Source organism: Novosphingobium sp. HNCC26DJ243 (genome assembly GCF_057180545.1).
The window spans coordinates 319,594-340,611 of the sequence record NZ_JBXUGN010000004.1 but is presented as its reverse complement, the minus strand read 5'-3'; the positions used below and the strand labels follow the sequence as shown (position 1 = coordinate 340,611).

At 64.1% G+C, this 21,018-nt stretch carries 17 protein-coding genes; 11 read left to right on the top strand and 6 right to left on the bottom strand.

From position 1 onward, the window contains the following. Positions 1–2: 2 nt before the first annotated feature. Both paaZ and paaG read right to left on the bottom strand, forming a co-directional pair. Positions 3–2,030, bottom strand: coding sequence for a phenylacetic acid degradation bifunctional protein PaaZ (paaZ, locus tag AC2A04_RS14110; protein ID WP_484212989.1), 2,028 nt, complete (start codon positions 2,028–2,030; stop codon positions 3–5). 22 nt (positions 2,031–2,052) lie between these two features. Continuing rightward, entirely contained in the window at positions 2,053–2,844 is a 792-nt protein-coding gene (gene paaG / locus AC2A04_RS14105) for a 2-(1,2-epoxy-1,2-dihydrophenyl)acetyl-CoA isomerase PaaG (protein ID WP_484212988.1), read from the bottom strand. 155 nt (positions 2,845–2,999) lie between these two features. Here paaG and paaI point away from each other — a divergent pair, with 155 nt between their 5' ends. From paaI to paaE, 7 genes are all read left to right on the top strand, one after another. After that, a complete protein-coding gene (paaI, locus tag AC2A04_RS14100; protein WP_484212987.1) occupies positions 3,000–3,437 on the top strand; it encodes a hydroxyphenylacetyl-CoA thioesterase PaaI in 438 nt (145 codons plus the stop codon). Continuing rightward, a complete protein-coding gene (gene pcaF, locus AC2A04_RS14095; RefSeq protein ID WP_484212986.1) occupies positions 3,434–4,633 on the top strand; it encodes a 3-oxoadipyl-CoA thiolase in 1,200 nt (399 codons plus the stop codon). Before paaI ends, pcaF begins: the two co-directional genes overlap by 4 nt. 90 nt (positions 4,634–4,723) lie before the next feature. Further along, positions 4,724–5,710 (top strand): 1,2-phenylacetyl-CoA epoxidase subunit PaaA, encoded by a 987-nt coding sequence (paaA, locus tag AC2A04_RS14090; RefSeq protein WP_484212985.1) that lies wholly within the window; start codon positions 4,724–4,726, stop codon positions 5,708–5,710. A gap of 17 nt (positions 5,711–5,727) precedes the next feature. Further along, a complete protein-coding gene (paaB, locus tag AC2A04_RS14085) occupies positions 5,728–6,012 on the top strand; it encodes a 1,2-phenylacetyl-CoA epoxidase subunit PaaB (RefSeq protein WP_484212984.1) in 285 nt (94 codons plus the stop codon). Positions 6,013–6,019: 7 nt separating this feature from the next. Next, on the top strand, positions 6,020–6,772 hold the full coding sequence (paaC, locus tag AC2A04_RS14080) for a 1,2-phenylacetyl-CoA epoxidase subunit PaaC (RefSeq protein WP_484212983.1): 753 nt from the start codon (positions 6,020–6,022) through the stop codon (positions 6,770–6,772). A gap of 9 nt (positions 6,773–6,781) precedes the next feature. Beyond that, a complete protein-coding gene (gene paaD / locus AC2A04_RS14075) occupies positions 6,782–7,270 on the top strand; it encodes a 1,2-phenylacetyl-CoA epoxidase subunit PaaD (protein WP_484212982.1) in 489 nt (162 codons plus the stop codon). A 9-nt stretch (positions 7,271–7,279) separates the two neighbouring features. Then, entirely contained in the window at positions 7,280–8,356 is a 1,077-nt protein-coding gene (gene paaE, locus AC2A04_RS14070) for a 1,2-phenylacetyl-CoA epoxidase subunit PaaE (RefSeq protein WP_484212981.1), read from the top strand. A 105-nt stretch (positions 8,357–8,461) separates the two neighbouring features. Here paaE and AC2A04_RS14065 read toward each other — a convergent pair whose 3' ends face one another. After that, on the bottom strand, positions 8,462–9,481 hold the full coding sequence (locus tag AC2A04_RS14065; RefSeq protein ID WP_484212980.1) for a glycosyltransferase family 4 protein: 1,020 nt from the start codon (positions 9,479–9,481) through the stop codon (positions 8,462–8,464). 11 nt (positions 9,482–9,492) lie between these two features. Then, the gene (locus AC2A04_RS14060; protein WP_484212979.1) at positions 9,493–11,064 is read right to left on the bottom strand and encodes an alpha-amylase family glycosyl hydrolase; all 1,572 of its coding nucleotides are present in this window, start codon (positions 11,062–11,064) and stop codon (positions 9,493–9,495) included. A gap of 150 nt (positions 11,065–11,214) precedes the next feature. On the opposite strand from AC2A04_RS14060, the gene AC2A04_RS14055 reads away from it, so the two are divergent. The 4 genes from AC2A04_RS14055 to AC2A04_RS14040 all read left to right on the top strand — a co-directional run bounded on the left by AC2A04_RS14055 (position 11,215) and on the right by AC2A04_RS14040 (position 18,793). Further along, positions 11,215–11,763 (top strand): biliverdin-producing heme oxygenase, encoded by a 549-nt coding sequence (locus tag AC2A04_RS14055; protein WP_484212978.1) that lies wholly within the window; start codon positions 11,215–11,217, stop codon positions 11,761–11,763. After that, positions 11,753–14,341: an HWE histidine kinase domain-containing protein gene (locus AC2A04_RS14050; RefSeq protein ID WP_484212977.1), complete on the top strand. Its 2,589-nt coding sequence runs from the start codon at positions 11,753–11,755 to the stop codon at positions 14,339–14,341. Before AC2A04_RS14055 ends, AC2A04_RS14050 begins: the two co-directional genes overlap by 11 nt. Positions 14,342–14,450: 109 nt before the next feature. After that, entirely contained in the window at positions 14,451–15,938 is a 1,488-nt protein-coding gene (locus tag AC2A04_RS14045; protein ID WP_484212976.1) for an ATPase domain-containing protein, read from the top strand. Positions 15,939–15,961: 23 nt separating this feature from the next. Beyond that, complete coding sequence (locus AC2A04_RS14040) at positions 15,962–18,793, top strand: PAS domain-containing protein (RefSeq protein WP_484212975.1); 2,832 nt, start codon at positions 15,962–15,964, stop codon at positions 18,791–18,793. A gap of 15 nt (positions 18,794–18,808) precedes the next feature. On the opposite strand, the gene AC2A04_RS14035 is transcribed toward AC2A04_RS14040, so the two are convergent. Together AC2A04_RS14035 and AC2A04_RS14030 are read right to left on the bottom strand one after the other, a co-directional pair. Then, positions 18,809–19,693, bottom strand: a complete 885-nt coding sequence (locus AC2A04_RS14035) for an MBL fold metallo-hydrolase (RefSeq protein WP_484212974.1) — start codon at positions 19,691–19,693, stop codon at positions 18,809–18,811. A gap of 102 nt (positions 19,694–19,795) precedes the next feature. Continuing rightward, positions 19,796–20,980: an acyl-CoA dehydrogenase gene (locus AC2A04_RS14030; RefSeq protein ID WP_484212973.1), complete on the bottom strand. Its 1,185-nt coding sequence runs from the start codon at positions 20,978–20,980 to the stop codon at positions 19,796–19,798. Positions 20,981–21,018: the final 38 nt, after the last annotated feature.

Here is a 21,018-nt window from a genome sequence, read left to right as displayed (position 1 = left end):
GATTACACCGCGTTCATCGTCAGGAGTTCGTAGGATGCGACAAGTTCGTCGGCCGAATTCGTCACGGCGACAGCCCAGCGCACTTCACCCATTTCAGGCGTGCGAAGCGCCTTTGACTTGACCGTGAGAGCAACCTTAATGCTCTCTCCCGGACTGACCGGCTTGATGAAGCGCAGCCGCTCCAGTCCGAAATTGGCAAGCACCGGCCCAGGTGCAGGATCCACGAACAGCCCGGCGGCAAAGGACAGGATCAGATAACCGTGCGCGACGCGGCCCCCGAAGATCGGGCTGGCGGCGGCGGCAACTTCGTCCATGTGGGCATAGAACGTATCGCCGGTGAACTCGGCAAAATGTTCGATGTCGGCGATCGTGATCGGTCGCGACGCCGTGTGCAGCGTGTATCCGATTGCCAGTTCGCTCATCCGCAGCCGGAAAGGATGCGTCGTGGCCTCTGCTTGCGGAGCCCCCGGCAGCCAGACGCTGGCGAGGCGGCTGAGGTGTCGCGGATTGCCCTGAATGGCGCTGCGCTGCATGAAGTGCTTCACACCACGCACGCCACCCATCTCCTCGCCGCCGCCGGCCCTGCCCGGCCCGCCATGGACCAGCATGGGCAGCGGTGAACCGTGCCCCGTGGATTCCCCGGCGCTGTCGCGATCGATCAGCACGATGCGGCCGTGATACGATCCCACCGTTAGCACGAAGCGCCTCGCAACATCTGCGTCATGCGTGAACACGGACAGGGCGAGCGAGCCTTCCCCGCGGTTGGCCAAAGCCATCGCCTGGTCGGGATCGGAGTAGGGCATCAGGGTCGCCACGGGGCCGAAGGCTTCGGTCTCGTGCACAAGCCTGGCGTTCAACGGATCGTCGTGGCGGAACAGCAAGGGCGACATGAATGCGCCGCTTGCCACCCCATCGCCCCACGCGTCGACAGAGTCGATGGTGCCGAAGACCAGCTTTGCCTCGCTGGCGAGAAGATGGGCCTTTTCCCGCACGTTCGCGAGCTGTGCCGTGCTGATGAGCGGCCCCATGTTGACGCCCTCGACCGAAGGATCACCCGGCACGACGCGCGACAGACGCAGGCAGAGGGCTTCTTGCGCCGCATCCATCCAAGCCTCGGGCACGAAAGCGCGGCGGATCGCGGTGCATTTCTGCCCGGCCTTCACCGTCATTTCGCGCGCGACCTCCTTGATGAAGAGGTCGAACTCGGGCGTGCCCGGCGCAGCGTCCGGGCCCAGCACGCAGGCGTTGATCGAGTCCCGCTCGGCGATGAAGCGAACGGACTCACGCGCGATGACCGGGTTGGCCTGAAGCTTTATCGCTGTCGCTGCCGATCCGGTGAACGACACGACGTCCTGACAGGTCAGGTGGTCCAGCAGGTCGCCGACCCCGCCGATCAGGAGTTGCAGGGCACCCTTGGGCAGCACGTCTGCCTCGATCATGATGCGAAAAGCGTGCTCTGCGACTTGCGCTGATTGCATGGCGGGTTTCACGATCACCGGAACACCGGCGATCAGCGCCGGACCGAGCTTCTCGAGCATGCCCCAGACCGGAAAATTGAAAGCATTGATCGTGACCGCCGCGCCTTGCAGCGACGTGTAGATATGCTGACCCACGAACGTGCCGGTCTTGCCGATCGGCTCCATGTCGCCATCCAGCAGAAGAACATCGTCGGGCAGCTCGCGGCGCGCCTTGGACGACGTGGCAAAAAGCGTGCCCGCACCGCCCTCGATGTCCACCCAGCTGTCGCTGCGCGTGGCGCCGGTTTCCGCAGAGAGCGCATAGAGCTCTTCCTTGCGCGCCATGATGGCCGCGCCGAGCGCCTTCACGATCTGAGCACGCTGGTGGAACGTCATGTTGCGCAGTGCCGGACCACCGATGCTGCGGGCGTGTCGCAGCAAATCTGCAAAGACGATGCCCTCGCTCCCGGCACGTGCAACCAGCGCGCCATTTACGGCCGAATGGATCTCGTGATCGGGCACGGGAGTGGAATACCAGGCGTCCTGGCAATAGTTCTGAAGAATTCTGGTCATGGTGCCTCTGGTGTGATTTCGGTCAGCGGCCGGTGAAGGACGGCGCGCGCTTCTGCATGAAGGCGGCGACGCCCTCGCGGTAATCGTCACTGAATCCCAGCTCGCGCATCAGATCGCGCTCGAGCGTCAGCGATTCATCGAGAGTGCGGTCGAAGCTGCTCCGCAGTGCCTGCTTCGTCGCCGCCAGTCCGAGCGGCGGACCGGCCGCAAGACTGGTTGCAAGTGCCATAGCCTCGCTCTCCAGCTGTTCGGAATCGACGCATTTCCAGATCATGCCCCACTGTTCGGCCTGCTCGGCCGCGAGCGGTTCACCGGTAAGCGCCAGTCCAAGCGCACGGGCCTGACCTGCCAGGCGTGGCAGCACCCAGGTGCCTCCGGAATCCGGAATCAGACCAATCTTGGCGAAGGACTGGATGAACTTGGCGCCACGCGCGGCAAACACGATGTCACAGGCAAAGGCGATGTTGGCCCCAGCACCTGCGGCCACGCCATTGACCGCACAGACCACCGGCTTGGGCATGGAAGTCAGCCGCCGGACAAGTGGCGACCACCAGGTCTCGACTGATTCGCCAAGATCGACCGCCGAACTGTCCGGCGCCACGGCCCGGTCCGAAAGATCCTGCCCTGCGCAAAAGCCGCGACCCGCGCCAGTGAGGAGCACGGCGCGAACTTGAGGATCTGTCTCGAAGCCGTCCAGGACTTCGGCCAGTTCGCGATGCATTCCCACGGTAAAGCTGTTGAGCCGGTCGGGACGGTTGAGGGTGACCTTCCCCACGCCGTCCCTGATTTCCGACAGGATCGTCTGCCCGACCATCTGCTTCTCCCTTTGGCCATGTTTCTGGCCGCTGTTCTTATTTAATAGAATGCCCGGTCAGACAATTATTGTAAAGCCCATTTTCCGCGTGTATCGCTGCTCTTGGCCGCACGGGCCCGAAATGCAGCAACGGGCAGGGTCCAGAGGGGGAGGGAATGAGCGAAAGCCTGGCGAAGACCATTGCCGAAACGCTTCTTGCCCGGGAAGGCACGGGTGCGGCGTGGGATCTGCGAATCACGCACGCCTCCCCCGGATGTGCCTGCGTGGCCATGATCGTCCGCGAAGACATGACGAACGGCCACGGCACGGTGCATGGCGGCATGGTGTTCGCGCTGGCCGACACCGCTTTCGCCTATGCCTGCAACAGCCGCAACGTCGCGACGGTCTCGCAGTCGGCCACGATAATACATATCGCGCCGGCCCATGTCGGCGACGAGCTCGTCGCCGAGGCGCGCGAGGTGGCGCTGGCCGGTCGGAGCGGAATCTACAGTGTCACCGTCCGCACAGGCGGCGGACAAATCATTGCGCAGTTTCAGGGACATTCCCGGTCTCTCGGGCACCCCGTCATTTCAGAAGCAGGATTATCAGCATGATGGATGCGTATATTTGCGATGCAGCACGGACGCCGATCGGTCGCTACGGTGGCGCGCTCGCCTCGGTCCGGCCCGACGATCTGGCAGCCGTGCCTTTGCGAGCGCTGGTCGAGCGTAATCCCGGAATTCTAGGAGCGATCGACGATGTCGTGATGGGCTGCGCGAATCAGGCCGGAGAAGACAACCGCAATGTGGCGCGCATGGCCGCGCTGCTTGGCGGATTGGGCGATAGCGCTCCTGGCACCACCCTCAATCGCCTTTGCGGCTCAGGCATGGACGCGGTCGCTTTCGCGGCCCGATCGATCAAGGCCGGCGAAGGCGACCTCTATATCGCGGGCGGCGTCGAATCGATGTCACGCGCACCCTTCGTGATGCCAAAGGCCGAGAGCGCATTCAGCCGCAACAACGCTGTTTACGACACGACGATTGGCTGGCGCTTTGTGAACAGACAGCTCAAGGCCGAGTACGGTATCGATTCGATGCCCGAAACGGCCGAAAACGTGGCGGACGATTTTGCAATCTCGCGCAGCGACCAGGACAGTTTCGCGTGCGAAAGCCAGCGCCGCGCCGCGGATGCGCAGCGAACGGGCCGCTTCGCGCAGGAAATCGTCGCTGTCAGCGTACCTTCGCGAAAGGGCGAGCCGACGCTCGTCGAACATGACGAGCATCCTCGCGAAACCACAATTGAAGCGCTTGCGAAACTGCGACCGATCGTCCGCCCCAATGGCACGGTGACCGCCGGCAACGCGAGCGGCGTGAACGATGGTGCCGCCGCGATCATCGTAGCCAGTGCAAAAGCCGTAGAACGTCATGGGCTGGTGCCGCGTGCGAGAGTCCTGGGCTGTGCGGTGGCTGGCGTGAGCCCGCGGATCATGGGCATCGGCCCTGCCCCGGCGACGCAGCGCCTGCTGGATCGGCTCGGTATTGGCGTCGGCGATATCGACGTGTTCGAACTCAACGAGGCTTTTGCCGCGCAAGGTCTCGCGGTGTTGCGCCAGCTGGGCCTGCCGGACATGGCCGCCCATGTGAATCCCAATGGAGGCGCAATCGCCCTGGGTCATCCACTGGGGATGTCGGGAGCGCGCCTTGTCCAGAGCGCGACGCAGGAACTGGTGAACAGTGGCGCTCGCCTCGCGCTTTGCACGATGTGCATCGGTGTCGGACAAGGAATCGCCCTCGCGCTGGAACGGGTCTGACCCTCGTGCGCCGAGCGGAAAACGCCACCTGAAATAAGTTGACCGTTCGGTCGGTAAATTATATACAGACTGCGCGCAGGAGATTCCACGATGTACACAACCGAACTTGGCAAGGCTGCCGACAATGCCCCCACGTTGATGACCGAGGATCCGGCAAAGCTGGCGGCCTTTGAAGCCCGCGTTGCCGCTGACGAGTTCATCGAGCCGAATGACTGGATGCCGCAGGCCTATCGCCGCACGCTGACGCGCCAGATTTCGCAGCACGCCCACAGCGAAATCGTGGGCATGCTGCCGGAAGCCAACTGGCTGACCCGGGCACCGAGCCTGAAGCGGAAGGCCATCCTGCTCGCCAAGATTCAGGACGAGGGCGGTCACGGGCTCTATCTCTATTGCGCAGCAGAAACGCTGGGGACGAGCCGTGAGGACATGATCCAGGCCCTGCACTCAGGCAGCGCCAAGTACTCGACCATCTTCAACTATCCGACGCTGACCTGGGCCGATATCGGTGCCATCGGTTGGTTGGTGGATGGTGCAGCCATCATGAACCAGGTCCCGTTGCAGCGCACCTCCTATGGTCCCTACGCCCGGGCCATGGTCAAGATCTGCAAGGAAGAAAGCTTCCACCAGCGCCAGGGCTACGATCTGCTGTTGTCATTGATGGCCGGCACCGACGCGCAAAAGGCGATGGTGCAGGACGCCATGAACCGCTGGTGGTGGCCTTCGCTGATGATGTTCGGCCCCTCGGATGCGAATTCGCCCAACTCCGAACAATCGATCCGTTGGCGGATCAAGCGCGAAACAAATGACGAGCTGCGCCAGAAATTCGTCGATGCCACCGTTCCCCAGGCCGAACTGCTTGGCATCACGATCCCTGATCCGGACCTGAAATGGAACGAGGATCGCGGCCATTACGATTTCGGGAAGATCGATTGGGCGGAGTTCAACGCGGCTGTTCGCGGCGAAGGTCCTGTCAGCAAGGAGCGCCTGCAGGCCCGCCGTGCGGCATGGGATGGCGGAGAATGGGTGCGCGAAGCGGCAGATGCTTACGCCAGGAAGAAGATGGCCCAGGCGGCCTGAACAGGGAAACGATGCACATGAATCACGATTGGCCCTTGTGGGAAGTTTTCGTCCGTGCGCGCGGTGGCCTCGAACACCGGCACGCCGGTTCGATCCACGCTCCCGACGGAGAGATCGCGCTGCGCCATGCACGCGATACGTACACGCGTCGCCTCGAAGGGGTGAGCCTGTGGGTTGTGCGCTCGGATCAGATCATCGCGTCCGATCAGGGCAAGGCAGATGTCCTGTTCGAGCCGGCGGCCAGCAAGATCTACCGACACCCCACATTCTACAATCTTCCCGATCCCGTAAAGAATATGTGAGGCGGCCATGACCGATCCATTGTTCCGCGCGCTGCTGCAATACGGTGACGACTGTCTCATCATGGCGCAGCGCCTGTGCGAATGGTCCGGCCGGGGGCCGACCATCGAAGTCGACCTCAGCCTGTCCAACCTGGCCCTCGATTTGCTCGGCCAGGCCACGCTGTTTCTCGAACATGCCGCTGCGGTGGAAGGCAATGGCCGGGATGCGGATCGGCTAGCGTTCCATCGTGGTGCCGAAGACTATCTCAACAGCCTCCTCGCAGAGCAGCCTAACGGCGATTTTGCACGCACCATGGCACGCCAGCTCCTGTTTTCGCTCTACAGCGAGCTCGCATGCGAAGCCATGCTGGGTTCGACCGACGATCAGATTGCGGCGATTGCTGGCAAGGCGCTCAAGGAAGTGCGCTATCATGTCGAGATTGCAGCCGAATGGGTCGTCCGGCTTGGCGACGGGACCGACGAAAGCCGTCTTCGCATGATCGAGGGATTTGACTGGTTCTGGCGCTTCGTCGACGATCTTTTCGCGATGGACGACGATCAGCAAGCGCTTGTCGCCGCGGGCGTTATTCCGGATCGGGCGGCGTTGCGCCCCGCATTCGACCGGAAACTGGCTCAGGTGCTAGCCAGTGCGGGTTTGCCCGAACCTGCGCAGGTCTGGCAAGTTCGAGGAGGCCGCCAGGGTCGCCATACCGAACACCTTGCGATGCTGCTGGGCGAAATGCAGGTCCTGCCCCGAGCCCATCCAGAGGCCGTCTGGTAGGCATTGGCCATGCCCGATTTCGCAACGCTGGAACGAATTCTCGCGGTCCTCCGCGTGGTTCCCGATCCCGAGATTCCGGTGGTCTCGGTCATCGACCTGGGCATCGTTCGCAGTGTTGATTCCAACGATGCGGGCTTCGAGGTCGTCATCACGCCCACATACACCGGCTGTCCGGCAACCGAGGTGATCCACATGTCGGTCCGGGCTGCGCTGGATGGCGCCGGATTGGCCGAAGTCTCCATCCGTACCACCCTGTCTCCGGCCTGGAGCACTGATATGATCAGCGAGGAGGGGCGCGAACGCCTGCGTTCCTACGGCATCGCGCCCCCGCCAAGGGGCGGCGGTGCGGCCTCGCTCAAGACAGCGCCCCCTGCCGAATGCCCCCGCTGTGGATCAACCAGCACGCGGGAAATTTCCCGTTTCGGATCAACGCCGTGCAAGGCGCTTTGGCAGTGCAACGCCTGCCAGGAGCCCTTCGACCGATTCAAGTGTCACTAGGAAACCGCCATGACCGCCATGTTCCACAGTCTCAAGGTCGCCGACGTTCGCCAGGAGATTGCCGATGCAATCTCTATCAGGCTTGCCGTTCCTTCCGAGCTTGACGGCCAGTTCGCCTTCGCGCCCGGCCAACATCTCACGCTGCGCGCGATGATCGACGGCGAAGACGTGCGCCGCAACTACTCGATCTGCTCGGCGCCGCATGACGGCGAACTGCGCGTGGCGATCAAGAAGATCGCCGGCGGAGTCTTTTCGACATGGGCCAACGACAACATCGCAGTTGGCCAGTCGATTGACGTCATGCCGCCGCATGGCAGTTTCACGTGGGGTTTCTCAGCTGATCGCAGGGCAACTTATGCCGGTTTTGCTGGCGGTTCGGGCATCACGCCAATTCTGTCGATGATCAAGACCGCCTTGCAGGCCGAGCCGCATAGCCGGTTCCTGCTGTTCTACGGCAATCGCAATTCGCACAGCGTGATGTTTCTGGAAGAGATTGCTGGCCTGAAGAACCGCTACCTTGACCGCCTGCTGGTCCATCATTTCCTCGAAGACGAGGATGGCGATTTCGAACTGCTCAACGGGAGGCTGGATCAGGCGAAAGTTGCGGACCTGCTCACGTCGCTGGTCGAGCCATCGGGCATCGACGCCGCATTTGTCTGCGGGCCGGGGCCGATGATGGATGCCGTAGAGACCTCGCTACGCGCGGCGGGGATGCCGCAGGAGCGCATCCTGATCGAACGTTTCCATGTCGGAGAACTCAGCGCCGCCCGCCGCGATGCCGCCCGCGCGCTTGAACAGGCGGCAGAGGGACGCTCGATCCGGGTGAACATCGACGGCCGTCGTCGCGTGCTCAAATACAGTGCCGAACGCGGCTCCATTCTCGACAACGCGAGGGCCGAAGGTCTGCCCGCGCCGTTTGCCTGCAAGGCCGGAGTCTGTGCCACCTGTCGCGCCAAGGTCTTGAATGGCAAGGTAGAAATGATCCAGAACTTCGGCCTCAACGCAGACGATCTGGCAAGCGGCTATGTGTTGACCTGCCAGGCCGTGCCATTCACCGATGATGTCGAGCTCGATTTCGACGCCTGATGGCAGGACTTACCTTCGCCAATCCGCCGTTTGGTGCCAAGGGCTGACGTGGACTGTTCCGGCGGCCGTCCTGGCGGCTGTTGACCGAAGCGATGCCCTATGGGCCTAGATGGCTGGATGGCCGAGAATGCGGCGATAAAGCGCCTCGTATTCCTGCGCCATCCGCTCCACCGAAAAGTGCCGGGCCGCCTCTGCCCGAACCTCGGCGCGATCCAGTTTACCTGCATGCTCGACTGCTGCCACGGCCTCGCCAGTGTCTCGCAGCAGGAAGCCCGTGCGCCCATGTTCGATCAGTTCGGGCATCGATCCGCGACCGATCGCGATTACCGGCGTGCCGCAGGCCATCGCCTCGATGACGGACAGGCCGAAAGGCTCGTCGAAGTTGATCAGGTGGAGCAGCGCGCGCGCCCGGCCCAGCGCGGCGACCCGTTCTGACCCGCCGACGGGGCCGTGGAAGATCACGCGCTTGCCATCCACATGCGGCAAGACCTGCTCGCAATGGTAGGCCTCGTCCTGAACCAGTCCGTAGATATGCAGCCGCCGCCCTGTCGCCTTGGCGACGGCGATTGCCTCGCTGGCGCCCTTGTCGGGATGGATGCGCCCGAAGAACAGCAGATCTTCGCTGCCGACAGGATCGAAGGCGAAGTCCTCGATCCGGATACCGTGGTGGATGGTCGCGGCGTAGCGCAGATCGGGATGGCGGTCGGCCTCACTGATCGCCACGTATTGCACGCGGTCCTCGAACGGCTTGTACATCGGAAGGATGCGTTCGGACGAAAAACCGTGGATCGTCGTAACCATAGGCGTCGGCACGAAAGGCGCAAAGGCGTGCGCGGGAAAATCAGCCTGGTTGTGGATCAGGTCGAACTCGTGCGCCTTGCCGAACAGGTGTGCGAGGTGTCGGTGCTCCCACACTTTTGCATCGATCGACGCATCCTCCGAATAGGGCGCGGGCACCACGCCATCAAGCGTTCCGGCCGTCTCGCTGTCGAGCGTCGCGAACAGCGTGACGTCGATACCCCGCGCGACGAGCGCCTCGGTCAGCAGGCTGGTGACAAGCTCCCACGGGCCGTAGTGTCGCGGCGGCGTGCGCCAGGCGATCGGCGCCAGCATGGCGATGCGCATCGGAAATTCTCCTAGGGTTTCAGAACCACGCCCTCGTCGGGCGCAAGCACGCCCGGAAAGCGCGTGTCGGAACGGGTCGAGAGCAGCACTTCGCCCACAAGCTCGATGGCTTGGGCTTCGTGCGTCAGGTTGAGGGCAACGAGCAGTCGATCCTCGCCAAGGCGGCGTTCATAGGCCAGCACGCCCTCAGGCGACGGCAGCAGCGCAAACCCACCGACGCTCAGCGCCGCATGCGCGCGCCGGAGTGACAGCAGGTTGCGATGGAGCAGGAGCATCGAATCCGGTTGTTGCTCCTGCGCGGAAACATTGCGCGCCGGCCAGTCCTCGTTGAGCGGCAGCCAAGGTTCGACGGTACTGAACCCTGCATGGGCCGAGCCATCCCATGGCATCGGCGTGCGCGAGCCGTCGCGCCCGAGGCCCAAGCCGGGCTGGCGCAAATCCTGCGTATCGCGGACCCGGTCGGGCGGGATCGCGACCTTGCCGATGCCAAGCTCGTCGCCCTGATAGAGCGTCGGCGTCCCCCTCAGCGTCAGAAGCAGCATGGCGGCCACGCGCGCCTGCGCCTCGCCAAGGCGTCCGGCAATGCGCGGCGCATCATGGCTGCCCATGACCCAGTTGGGCCATCCTCCGCGCGGCAGCGCCGCTTCATATTCGCTGATGATCCGCCCCAGCGCTTCGGCATTCCACGGTGCATCGAGCAACTGGAAGTTGAACGGCAGGTGGACCCCCGGGCCCACCTCGCTGCCGTAGTATTGCATGAGCGAGGGCACCGGCAGGCAGATTTCGCCCACCAGCAGCCGCTCGCCATAGCTGTCGGCGAGTGCACGAAAGCCCGCAGCGATGGCGTGGATCTCGGGCTGGTTGGCCGAATGCTGCTGCAGCACCTTGAACTTCTCGCCAAGTTCGGGCCGGAAATCGGGATTGGGTGGATTGTCGGGCAGGTCGGCGTGCTTGATGCAATGCCACAGCACATCGATGCGGAACCCGTCGACGCCGCGATCCAGCCAGAACCGCAGTACTTCGGCCATTGCCTCGCGCACCGCAGGGTTGCGCCAGTTGAGATCCGGCTGTTCGCGCAGGAAGGCGTGGAGATAGTATTGCCCCGTCGCCGCATCGTATTCCCAAGCCGACCCGCCCATGTCGCTGGTCCAGTTGTTGGGCGGTCCGCCACCCGGGGCAGGATCGCGCCAGATGTACCAGTCGCGCTTCGGATTTTCGCGCGAGGCGCGGCTCTCGATGAACCATGGATGCTGGTCGGAGGTGTGGTTGGGCACGAAATCGAGCAGCAGTTTCAGGCCCCGCAGGTGCGCCTCGGCGACGAGCGCGTCGAATTGCGCCATCGTGCCGAACATCGGCTCGATCCCGGTGTAATCGGAAATGTCGTAGCCGAAATCGACCATTGGCGAGGGAAAGATCGGCGATATCCAGATCGCGTCCACGCCCAGCGATGCTACATGGTCCAGGCGCTGGCGAATGCCCTCGAGGTCCCCCACTCCGTCGCCGTCGCTGTCCTGGAACGAGCGGGGATATATCTGGTAGATGACGCCGCTTTCCCACCAGGGGTGCCGGTTGTCTGAAGCCATGTCGTGCATGACGCCCTCAACGCAGGGCACGCCGGAAGGTTCTGCGCAATTCGGATCGACCATCATCCGGAAACCAGTTTCCCCCTCGCGCATTGTTCCGTCAGCGCACGTGAAGTGGGGGCGAATTTGGTTTTCGAAGATTGCAGACGGATGGCACGACTCGAACTGCGCACCCTCACCCGGCCTGACCATGATGTGGTCGACGACATATTCTCCACATTCGACCTGGGACAGGCCGATGACTACCGATCGTTCCTGATCGCGCAGGCTGGTGCGCTGCTCCCTGTCGAACGTGCGCTTGATCTTGCCGGTGCGGATGATGTCGTGCCCGACTGGCCGCACCGCCGCCGCGCGTCCCTGCTTCTTGCCGATCTTGCCGATCTTGGGGAAGACGCGCCGCTGCCTGCCGCACCCGCGCCCGCATTGGGCACGCGAGAAGAAATCCTCGGCGCGCTCTACGTGATCGAAGGCTCCCGGCTTGGCGGCGCCATGCTGGAGAGGCGCGTGCCGCCAGGGCTGCCGCGTCGCTTTCTGGGGGCTGCAGATTCCGCGCGCTGGCGCAGCCTTGTCGCGCTGATCGACGAGACGGTCGTATCCGACCTACAGCAGGAGCGCGCCGTCCGGGCCGCGCGCGAGGTATTCGGCATGTTTGCCGCAGCGGGCCGCGCCCAATCCAAGGTCGCGTGCCTTGAGTACTGATTTCGCGGTCAACCTGACCAATTGCGATCGCGAGCCGATCCATGTCCTCGGCGCGATCCAGCCCAGCGGGTTTCTGATCGCCCTGACCGCGGACTGGCTGGTGTCGCGCGCATCGGCCAACCTGCCGCAGTTCATCGGCCGCGACGTTGCCGATACGCTTGGACTGCCGCTCGACCAGGTGTTCCTGCCTCAGGCCATCCACGATCTGCGCAACCGCAGTTCGCTCCTGCGAGCCGGGGATTCGGTCGAGCGCGTGTTCGATATCTTGCTGGTTGAAGGTTTCGGCCCTTTCGATGTCGCGATTCACTTTTCGGGCGGCCAGTACATCATCGAGGCCGAACCATCGCGCGGAAGCGTGGGCGACGTTACCGGGATCGTGCGTTCGATGTTCGCCCGGCTAGACCGTCATCACGACATGGCCGCGTTCTATCGCGAAGGTGCAAGGCAGGTCCGCGCGCTGGTCCAGTTCGATCGCGTCATGGTCTATCGCTTCGCTGCCGACGGTTCGGGCGAGGTCGTCGCCGAGGCCTGTCGCCCCGGCATCGGCAAGTTCCTCGGACTGCACTATCCCGCCAGCGACATCCCCGCGCAGGCGCGCCAGCTTTACCTGCGCAACCTGTTGCGCGTGATCGGCGACGTCAACGCCACGCCCGTGCCGATCCAGCCCGTGCTCGACGAAACCGGCGCGCCGCTTGACCTTTCGCTCTCTTTGTTGCGCTCGGTCTCGCCGATCCATATCGAATATCTCAAGAACATGGGTGTCGGGGCTTCGCTCTCGATCTCGATCATTGTCGACGGCAAACTTTGGGGCCTGTTTGCCTGCCACCACTATTCCGCCAACAACCCGAACTTCGAACGCCGTGCGATTGCCGAGTTGTTCGCGCAGATGTTCAGCATGCGCCTCGAAAGCCGCGAACGGCAGGAGACCATGGAGTTCGAGCGGCGCGCCCGCGACATCTCCGACCAGTTGCTCGGCGCGGTCGCCTCGGACGAAACGCTGCTGCGTGATCCCGACTGGCTGGCAGATATCCTTACGCACGCCATTCCTGCCGATGGTGTCGGCGTTTGGCTCTCGGGTGGCTACGCCTTTTCCGGAAACTGTCCCCCGACCGACGATTTTCGCCGGATCGTCCGCGCGCTCAATACCACCGCTGCGGGCAAGGTCTATGCCACCGACCACATCGGCTCGCTTCTTCCCGATGCCGATGCTTTCGCCGATTCCGTCGCCGGCCTGCTCGCCATCCCGATTTCGCGCTCGCCGCGCGATTACGTGATCCTGTTCCGTTCGGAGCTGGTCCATTCGGTGCGCTGGGCGGGCGATCCGCACAAGCCGGTCGAGTACGGGCCAAACGGCCCGCGCCTGACCCCGCGCCAAAGCTTTGCCGAATGGAAGGAACTCGTGCGCGGGCGTTCGCAACCGTTCACGCCGTCCGAGCTGCGCGTGGCCGAAACCCTGCGCGCCACCCTTATCGAAGTCGTCCTGCGTCTTGCCGACGAGGCTTCGAGCGAGCGCCAGCAGGCGAGCGACCGGCAGGAGCTGCTGATTGCCGAACTCAATCACCGCGTCCGTAACATCCTTGGCCTGATCCGAGGGCTGATCCGCCAGTCGCAGGCAAGCGATCCGGCGCTGTCCTCGTTCGTGAAACTGATCGACGGGCGCATTCATGCACTGGCCCGGGCGCATAACCAGATCACGGAGGACCACTGGGGCCCAGCCCCGCTGCAATCACTGATCGATGCCGAGGCCGCCGCTTTCATGGTCGATCAGGACCGCATCCGCAGCACGGGCGCCCCGGTCATGCTCAATCCCCTGGCCTACTCGACCCTCGCTCTTGTGCTCCACGAACTGGTCACCAACTCCACCAAGTACGGAAGCCTGTCGGGTGCGACCGGTCACGTATCGATCGACTGGCACCTGACCCCCAAGGGCGATCTCGTGCTCCGTTGGCGCGACATCGGCGGCCCGCGCGTGTCCGAGCCCTCGCGCCAAGGCTTCGGCACCTCGATCATCCAGCGCTCGGTGCCCTATGATCTGGGCGGCGAGGCCACGGCGCGCTTCCTTGCTGACGGATTCGAAGCGGACTTCTGCATCCCCAAGCGCCACGTCGCCGAAGCTTCGAGCGCCGGCCGCTCGGTCCATTTCCCGCGAACCGGTCCCGGACACGGCGAGGAGCCGCCCGCCGACCTGCTCGCGGGCCAGCAGGTCCTGCTCGTCGAGGATAGCCTGATCATCGCGCTCGACGCCGAAGACATCGTCTCGCGTCTCGGCGCGACCGAGGTCGCCACCGCATCCTCGGTCGATGCCGCGCTCGATCTCATCGAAAGCGCGCTGCCCTCGCTGGCCATTCTCGACATCAACCTCGGCAACAGCACCAGCTTTGCCATCGCCGATGCCCTGCTCGAACGCGACGTGCCGTTCATCTTTGCAACCGGCTATGGGGAGCAGGCCAATTTCCCCGACGTTCACCGCGGTCGGGCCGTTGTCCAGAAGCCCTATACGATCGGCAATATCGCCCGCGCCCTGGCCACTGTCCTGGGCTCGGCCGTGACCGGCGAAACGCAAGGCAAAGCGCCCTAGCGAGAACGCTGGCTTTTGCGCCCGGATCAATCCCCACGCTTGCGCGTTGGGAAACACGGTCCTGTGCCCATCAAGGCAGGGTCAGGCCAATAACGAGATCGGAGACTGCATGGAGAACTGTGCCACTGGCGTCGCGGGTCTCGACGAGATCCTTGCCGGCGGTCTGGCGCATGGCCGGTTGTTCCTGCTCGAGGGCAGCCCTGGCACCGGCAAGACCACCATCGCCACCCAGTTCCTGCTGGCAGGCGCGCGCGCGGGCGAGCGTGTCCTCTACATCACCCTGTCCGAAACCGAGGAAGAATTGCGCGATGGCGCATCGTCGCACGGCTGGGATTTTCCCGAACAGCTTGAAGTCTTCGAACTCGTGCCGCCCGAGAGCCTGCTCGACGAAGACCAGCAGCAGAGCCTGCTCTATTCCTCCGATCTCGAACTTGGCGAGACGACCAAGCGTATCTTCGAGGCCTTCGAGAAGGTCCGCCCCGCTCGCATCGTGCTCGACAGCCTGTCCGAGATCCGCCTGCTGGCACAAAGCTCGCTGCGCTATCGCCGCCAGATTCTCTCGCTCAAGCACTACTTTTCGCGCCACGACGCGACCGTGCTCATGCTCGACGACCTGACGGCAGACGCGCTCGACAAGACCGTCCACAGTGTTGCTCACGCGGTCATCCGGCTCGAGGAGCTTTCGCCCAACTACGGCTCGGAGCGCCGCCGGATGCGGGTGCTCAAGTATCGCGGGCGGCGCTATCGCGGCGGCTATCACGATTTCGTGATCGACACCGGCGGCGTGCGTGCCTTTCCGCGCCTCGTCTCGGCCGAACACCGTACCGATTTCCGGCGCGAGGCAGTGCCGATCGACAATGCCGCGCTCAACGGCCTGCTCGGCGGCGGTTTCGAACGCGGCGCCAGCACGCTGGTCCTGGGCCCCGCCGGCACCGGCAAATCGCTGTTTACGCTCACCTTCGTGCGCTCGGCCGTGAACCGAGGCGAGCGCGCGGCGATGTTCGTGTTCGACGAGGAGCTTGGCCTCCTGTTCGAACGTGCCAAGGGCCTTGGCATCCACCTGCAGCAGATGGTCGACAGCGGCAAACTGATCATCGAGCAGATCGACGCCGCCGAACTGACACCGGGCGAGTTTTCCGAACGCGTCCGCACCTGCGTCGAAAAGCACGAAGTCCAGACCGTCGTGATCGACAGCCTCAACGGGTATCAGGCGGCCATGCCCGAAGAACAGGCGCTCATCCTGCACATGCACGAGCTGCTTCAGTACCTCAATCGCCAGGGCGTAATGACCTTCCTCACCGTTGCCCAGCACGGCCTCGTGGGGGACATGAAGTCGCCGGTCGATGTTACCTACCTTGCCGATACGGTCGTGCTGCTGCGCTATTTCGAGGCGCGCGGACGGGTGCGGCGGGCCATTTCCGTCGTCAAGAAGCGCACCGGCCACCATGAAGACACCATCCGCGAATTCATGATCGCGGCCAACGGCATCACGCTGGGCGAACCGCTGGTTGCCTTCCAGGGCGTACTGCGCGGTGTGCCCACGCTGGTCGGTGACGAAGCCGGCCTTCTCGACATAGCCCAGACCCCGCTGAAGTGAATCGGACAATAGCCCAGGGCGCAGTGATTCTGGCCCCGCGCGGACGCGATGCCGTTATCGCCCAAGGCATGCTTGCCGAAGGCGGTTTCGAGGGCGTGACCGTGCCCACGCTTTCGGCCTTCTGCGAGGTGCTGCGCAGCGGGATCGGCATGGCCATCGTCACCGAAGAGGCGCTGCGCGGCGCGGACCTGCGCGAACTTGTCGATTTCCTTGCCGCGCAGGAGGAATGGTCGGACCTCCCCTTCATCGTGCTCACCGCGCGCGGCGGCGGCCTCGAACGCAATCCCGGCGCAGTGCGCCTGCTCGAGACGCTCGGCAACGTCACCTTTCTCGAACGTCCCTTCCACCCCACCACCCTGCTCAGCCTTGCCCGCGCCGCCCGCCGTGCGCGTCAGCGACAGTATGATGCCCGCTCGCGCCTCGAGGCGATCCGCGAAGGCGAGGCGCGGCTCAAGCTCGCCATTGCCGCAGGCGGCCTTGGCGCGTGGTCCTTCGACGTCGCCACGCAGACGCTGGAAATGTCGGAGACGTGCAAGGCCCAGTACGGCCGCAGCGCCGCCGAGGACTTCGATTATTGCGATCTCCTTGCGGCAGTTCACGACGATGATCGCCCCGCCCTGCTCGATGCCATCCAGCGCACGATCTCGGCAGGCGATGACTACGCGGTCGATTACCGCTGCCTGTGGGGCGATGGTTCGCTGCACTGGCTGCGCGTCAGCGGCCGTGCAGAATACGGCGCGGACCTTCGCCCGTTGCGGATCGCCGGCGTTTCGCAGGAAATCACTGCCGAGCGCCGGGTCGAGGCGCGCCGGAATGCCCTGCTCCTGCTGGGCGATCGGCTCCGCCTGATGACCGGGCCGGACGAGATGTCCTTTTGCGCGGCCGAAATACTCGGCCAGACGCTCGAGGTGAGCCGCGCCGGCTATGGCGAGATCGACGCCGCCAACGAAACCATCACGATAACCCGCGACTGGTTCACGCCCGAGACTCACAGCCTGGCCGGCACGCTGCACTTTCGCGATTACGGCAGTTACATCGATGATCTCAAGCGCGGCAGGCTGGTGACGATTGAGGACGCGCGGCTCGACGATCGCACGAGGGATACCGCCGAAGCGCTGGAGGACATCCACGCCAAGGCCGTGTTCAACATGCCGATCGTCGAGGCAGAGGGCTTCGTCGCGCTGCTGTTCCTCAACCACATCGATGCACGCGCCTGGCCCGAAGACGACATCGCATTCGTGCGCGAAGTTGCCGACCGCACGCAGGCCGCCATCCGCCGCCGCAATGCCGAGATCGCGCTGGCGACGCTCGCCGAATCGCTGGAACTTCAGGTCGAGGAACGCACGCGCGAACGTGACCGGACCTGGCGCAACTCGCAGGACCTTCTCGCGATCGTCGGTCCCGACGGCCGCTTCCGCGCGGTGAATCCGGCGTGGACAACCGTTTTGGGCTGGCAGGCGATCGATATCGTCGGGCGCGAATTCACCGCTTTTTCCCATCCCGAGGAACTTGCCGATGCACGCGCCGCCTATGCGATCGCGCTGGTCGAGCCGTTGCGGCAATACAAGTGCCGTATGCGCCACAAGGACGGCAGCTACCGCTGGCTGTCATGGGTCGCTGCCACCGAAGGCGATCACGTCTATGCCAGCGGTCGCCACATCACGGCCGAGCAGGAAGCCCACGAAGCGCTCGAACGGGCGCAGGACCAGTTGCGCCAGTCGCAGAAGATGGAAGCCGTCGGCCAGCTCACCGGTGGCCTTGCGCACGATTTCAACAACTTGCTCGCGGCCGTCTCCGGCAGTCTCGAACTGATGCAGACGCGCATTGCGCAAGGCCGCACGGGCGAGATCGATCGCTACATCAAGATCGCCGAACAGGCGACCAAGCGCGCCTCGGCGCTCACACATCGCCTGCTCGCGTTCTCGCGCCGCCAGACCCTCGATCCGCGTCCGACCGACGTCAATCGCCTCGTTGCCGGACTCGACGATCTCTTGCGCCGCTCGGTGGGTCCCATGGTCGAACTGGAGATTGTCGGCGCAGGCGGGCTGTGGACCACGCTGGTCGATCCCAACCAGCTCGAGAACGCGATCCTCAACTTGTGCATCAACGCGCGCGACGCGATGCCCGAGGGCGGGCGCATCACCATCGAGACCGCGAACAAGTGGCTCGACCACACGGCAGCGGCCGAACGCGAACTGCCGCCGGGGCAATACGTCTCGCTCTGCGTCACCGACACCGGCACGGGCATGGCGCCCGAGATTATCGAGCGCGTGTTCGATCCCTTCTTCACCACCAAGCCGCTGGGCGAAGGCACCGGGCTCGGCCTGTCGATGATCTACGGCTTCGCCCGCCAATCGGGTGGCCAGGTGCGGATATATTCCGAAGTGGGCGAGGGCACTACGATGTGCCTCTACCTGCCCCGATCCGACAAGGTTGCCCTGCCCGATGAAACGGGGGTGGCCGATCGCCACGAGGGCGAGGCACCCGCCGAGGGGCAGGTGCTGGTGGTCGATGACGAACCCGCCGTCCGCGCGGTGGTCGCCGACGTGCTGGGCGATCTCGGCTACAAGGTCGTCGAGGCGTCAGACGGTCCGTCGGGCCTTGCCATCCTCGCTTCGGATACCCGCGTCGATCTGCTGATCAGCGACGTCGGCCTGCCCAAGGGCATGAACGGCCGTCAGCTGGCCGATGCCGCTCGCCTTTGCCGACCCGATCTCAAGGTGCTTTTCATCACCGGCTATGCCGAAAACGCTGTTGTCGGAAACGGTCAGCTCGACCCGGGCATGCACGTCCTGACCAAGCCCTTCGCGATCGATGCCCTTGCTTTGAAAATCCGCGAGCTGATCACCGGCTGACCGGCTGCGCCGGACTTACTCGTCCCAGGGCGGAATCTCGCCCGAGCCCACCTGGCTGGAGATGCCCACAAGGAATCCGCCGTAGACTTCGGTGGCATTGGGATAGCGCTGCGTGATGAGCGCGGCCAGTTCCTTCGCCGTTTTCGTGCGCGAACGCGCATCGACGAACGACTTGATGTAGGCGCGCGTCCACGCAATGCTCATGTTATCATCGGGCAAGCCGGGCTGGCGGTGGCCCGCGATGATCCGGTTGGGGCCCATCGCCTCGAGCTTGTCGAGCACGGCCAGCCAGTCGGCATAGCGCTGGGGCGTATGCTCTCCCAGCCAGACATAGACTCCGTTGTAGAGCACGTCGCCCGCGATCAGCGTTTTGGTTTCGGCGTCCCACACCACGGTCGAGCGCACGTGATCGCCCTGCATCGGCCCAAGCACCTGGAGCTTGTGTCCTTCCAGATCGAAGCTGTCGCCGGTCATCGCCACGGGATAGACCGGGCGGCGCGGCGCATTGGTCCCGAGCTGCCCGCTCCAGCGCTCGAACTTGATCGGGATCGAGCGGGTCATGTCCTTTACCGCGACCGGATGGGCGATGATCTGTGCATTGGGAAATGCGTCCTGCAGCACGTCGAGCCCGAAGAAGTGATCGGGGTGATCGTGCGTGATGATGATCGCCTTCAGCGTCTTGCCGCTGTCCAACACGTCGGCGGCCACTCGCATTGCGTCCGACCGCGCAAAGGGCACGTCGACCAGCACCGCGTCCTTTTCGCCCTCGATCAAAGTGACGTTGGCGACCATGCTCAGCGGACTGGTGGGGATGACCTTGTATTCAAGCGGTTTTGCCGCAGCATTGCCCGCGGCAAGCGCCGCCAGCGAAGCCAGCGCCAGTGAAAGTGCCTTGCGCATCTGTCTCTCTCCCTTTTGCAAGAGAGGCTATGTGCGGCAACCGACCCTGTCGATTGCCGCCACAGGGCGCGTTTCACCCAGTGACAAGTGGCGGCAATCCGCTCAGAACGCGGGGATACCGGTGATGGCGCGGCCGAGGATCAGGGCGTGGACGTCGTGGGTGCCCTCGTAAGTGTTGACCGTCTCGAGGTTCACCATGTGGCGGATCACCTGGTATTCGCCCGAAATGCCGTTACCGCCGTGCATGTCGCGCGCCATCCGCGCGATGTCGAGCGCCTTGCCGACGTTGTTGCGCTTGACGATCGAGATCATCTCGGGCGCAAACGCGTGTTCGTCCATCAACCGTCCGATGCGCAGCGAGGCGTGGAGCCCGAGCGTGATGTCGGTCATCATGTCGGCCAGCTTCTTCTGGTAGAGCTGCGTTGCCGCCAGCGGCCGCCCGAACTGGTGCCGGTCGAGCCCGTACTGGCGCGCGGCGGCAAAGCAGAATTCGGCAGCGCCCAGCGCGCCCCACGATATCCCGTACCGCGCGCGGTTGAGGCAACCGAACGGACCTTTGAGCCCCTGCACGTTGGGCAGAAGCGCGTCCTCGGGCACGACCACGTCCTCCATCACCACCATGCCGGTGATCGAAGCACGCAAGCTGACCTTGTTCTCGATCTTGGGCGCGGACAGCCCCTTCATGCCCTTTTCCAGCACGAAGCCGCGGATTGCCCCGCCGTGCTCCTCGCTCTTGGCCCAGATCACGAAAACATCGGCGATCGGCGCGTTTGAAATCCAGGTCTTTGCGCCGTTCAGCACATAGCCGCCATCGACCTTGCGCGCCGTCGTGCGCATGCCGCCGGGGTCCGAACCGGCATCGGGCTCGGTCAGGCCGAAGCAGCCGATGAACTCGCCGCTCGCGAGCTTGGGCAGGTACTTCATGCGCTGTTCTTCCGAACCGTATTCATGGATCGGGAACATCACGAGGCTCGACTGCACGCTCATCATCGAGCGGTAGCCCGAGTCCACGCGCTCGACTTCGCGCGCGACGAGCCCGTAGGACACATATCCGGCGTCGGCACAGCCGTACTTCTCGGGCAGCGTCACGCCGAGCAGGCCTTGCGCGCCCATTTCGCGGAAGATTTCGGGGTCGGTGCTCTCGCTGGCAAAGGCATCGATCACGCGCGGCTGCAGGCGGTCCTGTGCAAAGGCGCGCGCGGCGTCGCGGATCATCCGCTCATCATCGCTCAGCAGGCCCTCCAGCCCCAGCGCGTCTTCCCAGTCGAACCTGACCATGCCACCCATCTCGCAACTCTCCTTAGGGTCGCGTTGATTGCATCCGA

Excerpts from the sequence above, each read along its gene's own strand:
- paaZ (WP_484212989.1), bottom strand. The coding sequence starts at position 2,030 with ATGACCAGAATTCTTCAGAACTATTGCCAGGACGCCTGGTATTCCACT.
- paaG (WP_484212988.1), bottom strand. The coding sequence starts at position 2,844 with ATGGTCGGGCAGACGATCCTGTCGGAAATCAGGGACGGCGTGGGGAAG.
- paaI (WP_484212987.1), top strand. The coding sequence starts at position 3,000 with ATGAGCGAAAGCCTGGCGAAGACCATTGCCGAAACGCTTCTTGCCCGG.
- pcaF (WP_484212986.1), top strand. The coding sequence starts at position 3,434 with ATGATGGATGCGTATATTTGCGATGCAGCACGGACGCCGATCGGTCGC.
- paaA (WP_484212985.1), top strand. The coding sequence starts at position 4,724 with ATGTACACAACCGAACTTGGCAAGGCTGCCGACAATGCCCCCACGTTG.
- paaB (WP_484212984.1), top strand. The coding sequence starts at position 5,728 with ATGAATCACGATTGGCCCTTGTGGGAAGTTTTCGTCCGTGCGCGCGGT.
- paaC (WP_484212983.1), top strand. The coding sequence starts at position 6,020 with ATGACCGATCCATTGTTCCGCGCGCTGCTGCAATACGGTGACGACTGT.
- paaD (WP_484212982.1), top strand. The coding sequence starts at position 6,782 with ATGCCCGATTTCGCAACGCTGGAACGAATTCTCGCGGTCCTCCGCGTG.
- paaE (WP_484212981.1), top strand. The coding sequence starts at position 7,280 with ATGACCGCCATGTTCCACAGTCTCAAGGTCGCCGACGTTCGCCAGGAG.
- AC2A04_RS14065 (WP_484212980.1), bottom strand. The coding sequence starts at position 9,481 with ATGCGCATCGCCATGCTGGCGCCGATCGCCTGGCGCACGCCGCCGCGA.
- AC2A04_RS14060 (WP_484212979.1), bottom strand. The coding sequence starts at position 11,064 with ATGGCTTCAGACAACCGGCACCCCTGGTGGGAAAGCGGCGTCATCTAC.
- AC2A04_RS14055 (WP_484212978.1), top strand. The coding sequence starts at position 11,215 with ATGGCACGACTCGAACTGCGCACCCTCACCCGGCCTGACCATGATGTG.
- AC2A04_RS14045 (WP_484212976.1), top strand. The coding sequence starts at position 14,451 with ATGGAGAACTGTGCCACTGGCGTCGCGGGTCTCGACGAGATCCTTGCC.
- AC2A04_RS14035 (WP_484212974.1), bottom strand. The coding sequence starts at position 19,693 with ATGCGCAAGGCACTTTCACTGGCGCTGGCTTCGCTGGCGGCGCTTGCC.
- AC2A04_RS14030 (WP_484212973.1), bottom strand. The coding sequence starts at position 20,980 with ATGGGTGGCATGGTCAGGTTCGACTGGGAAGACGCGCTGGGGCTGGAG.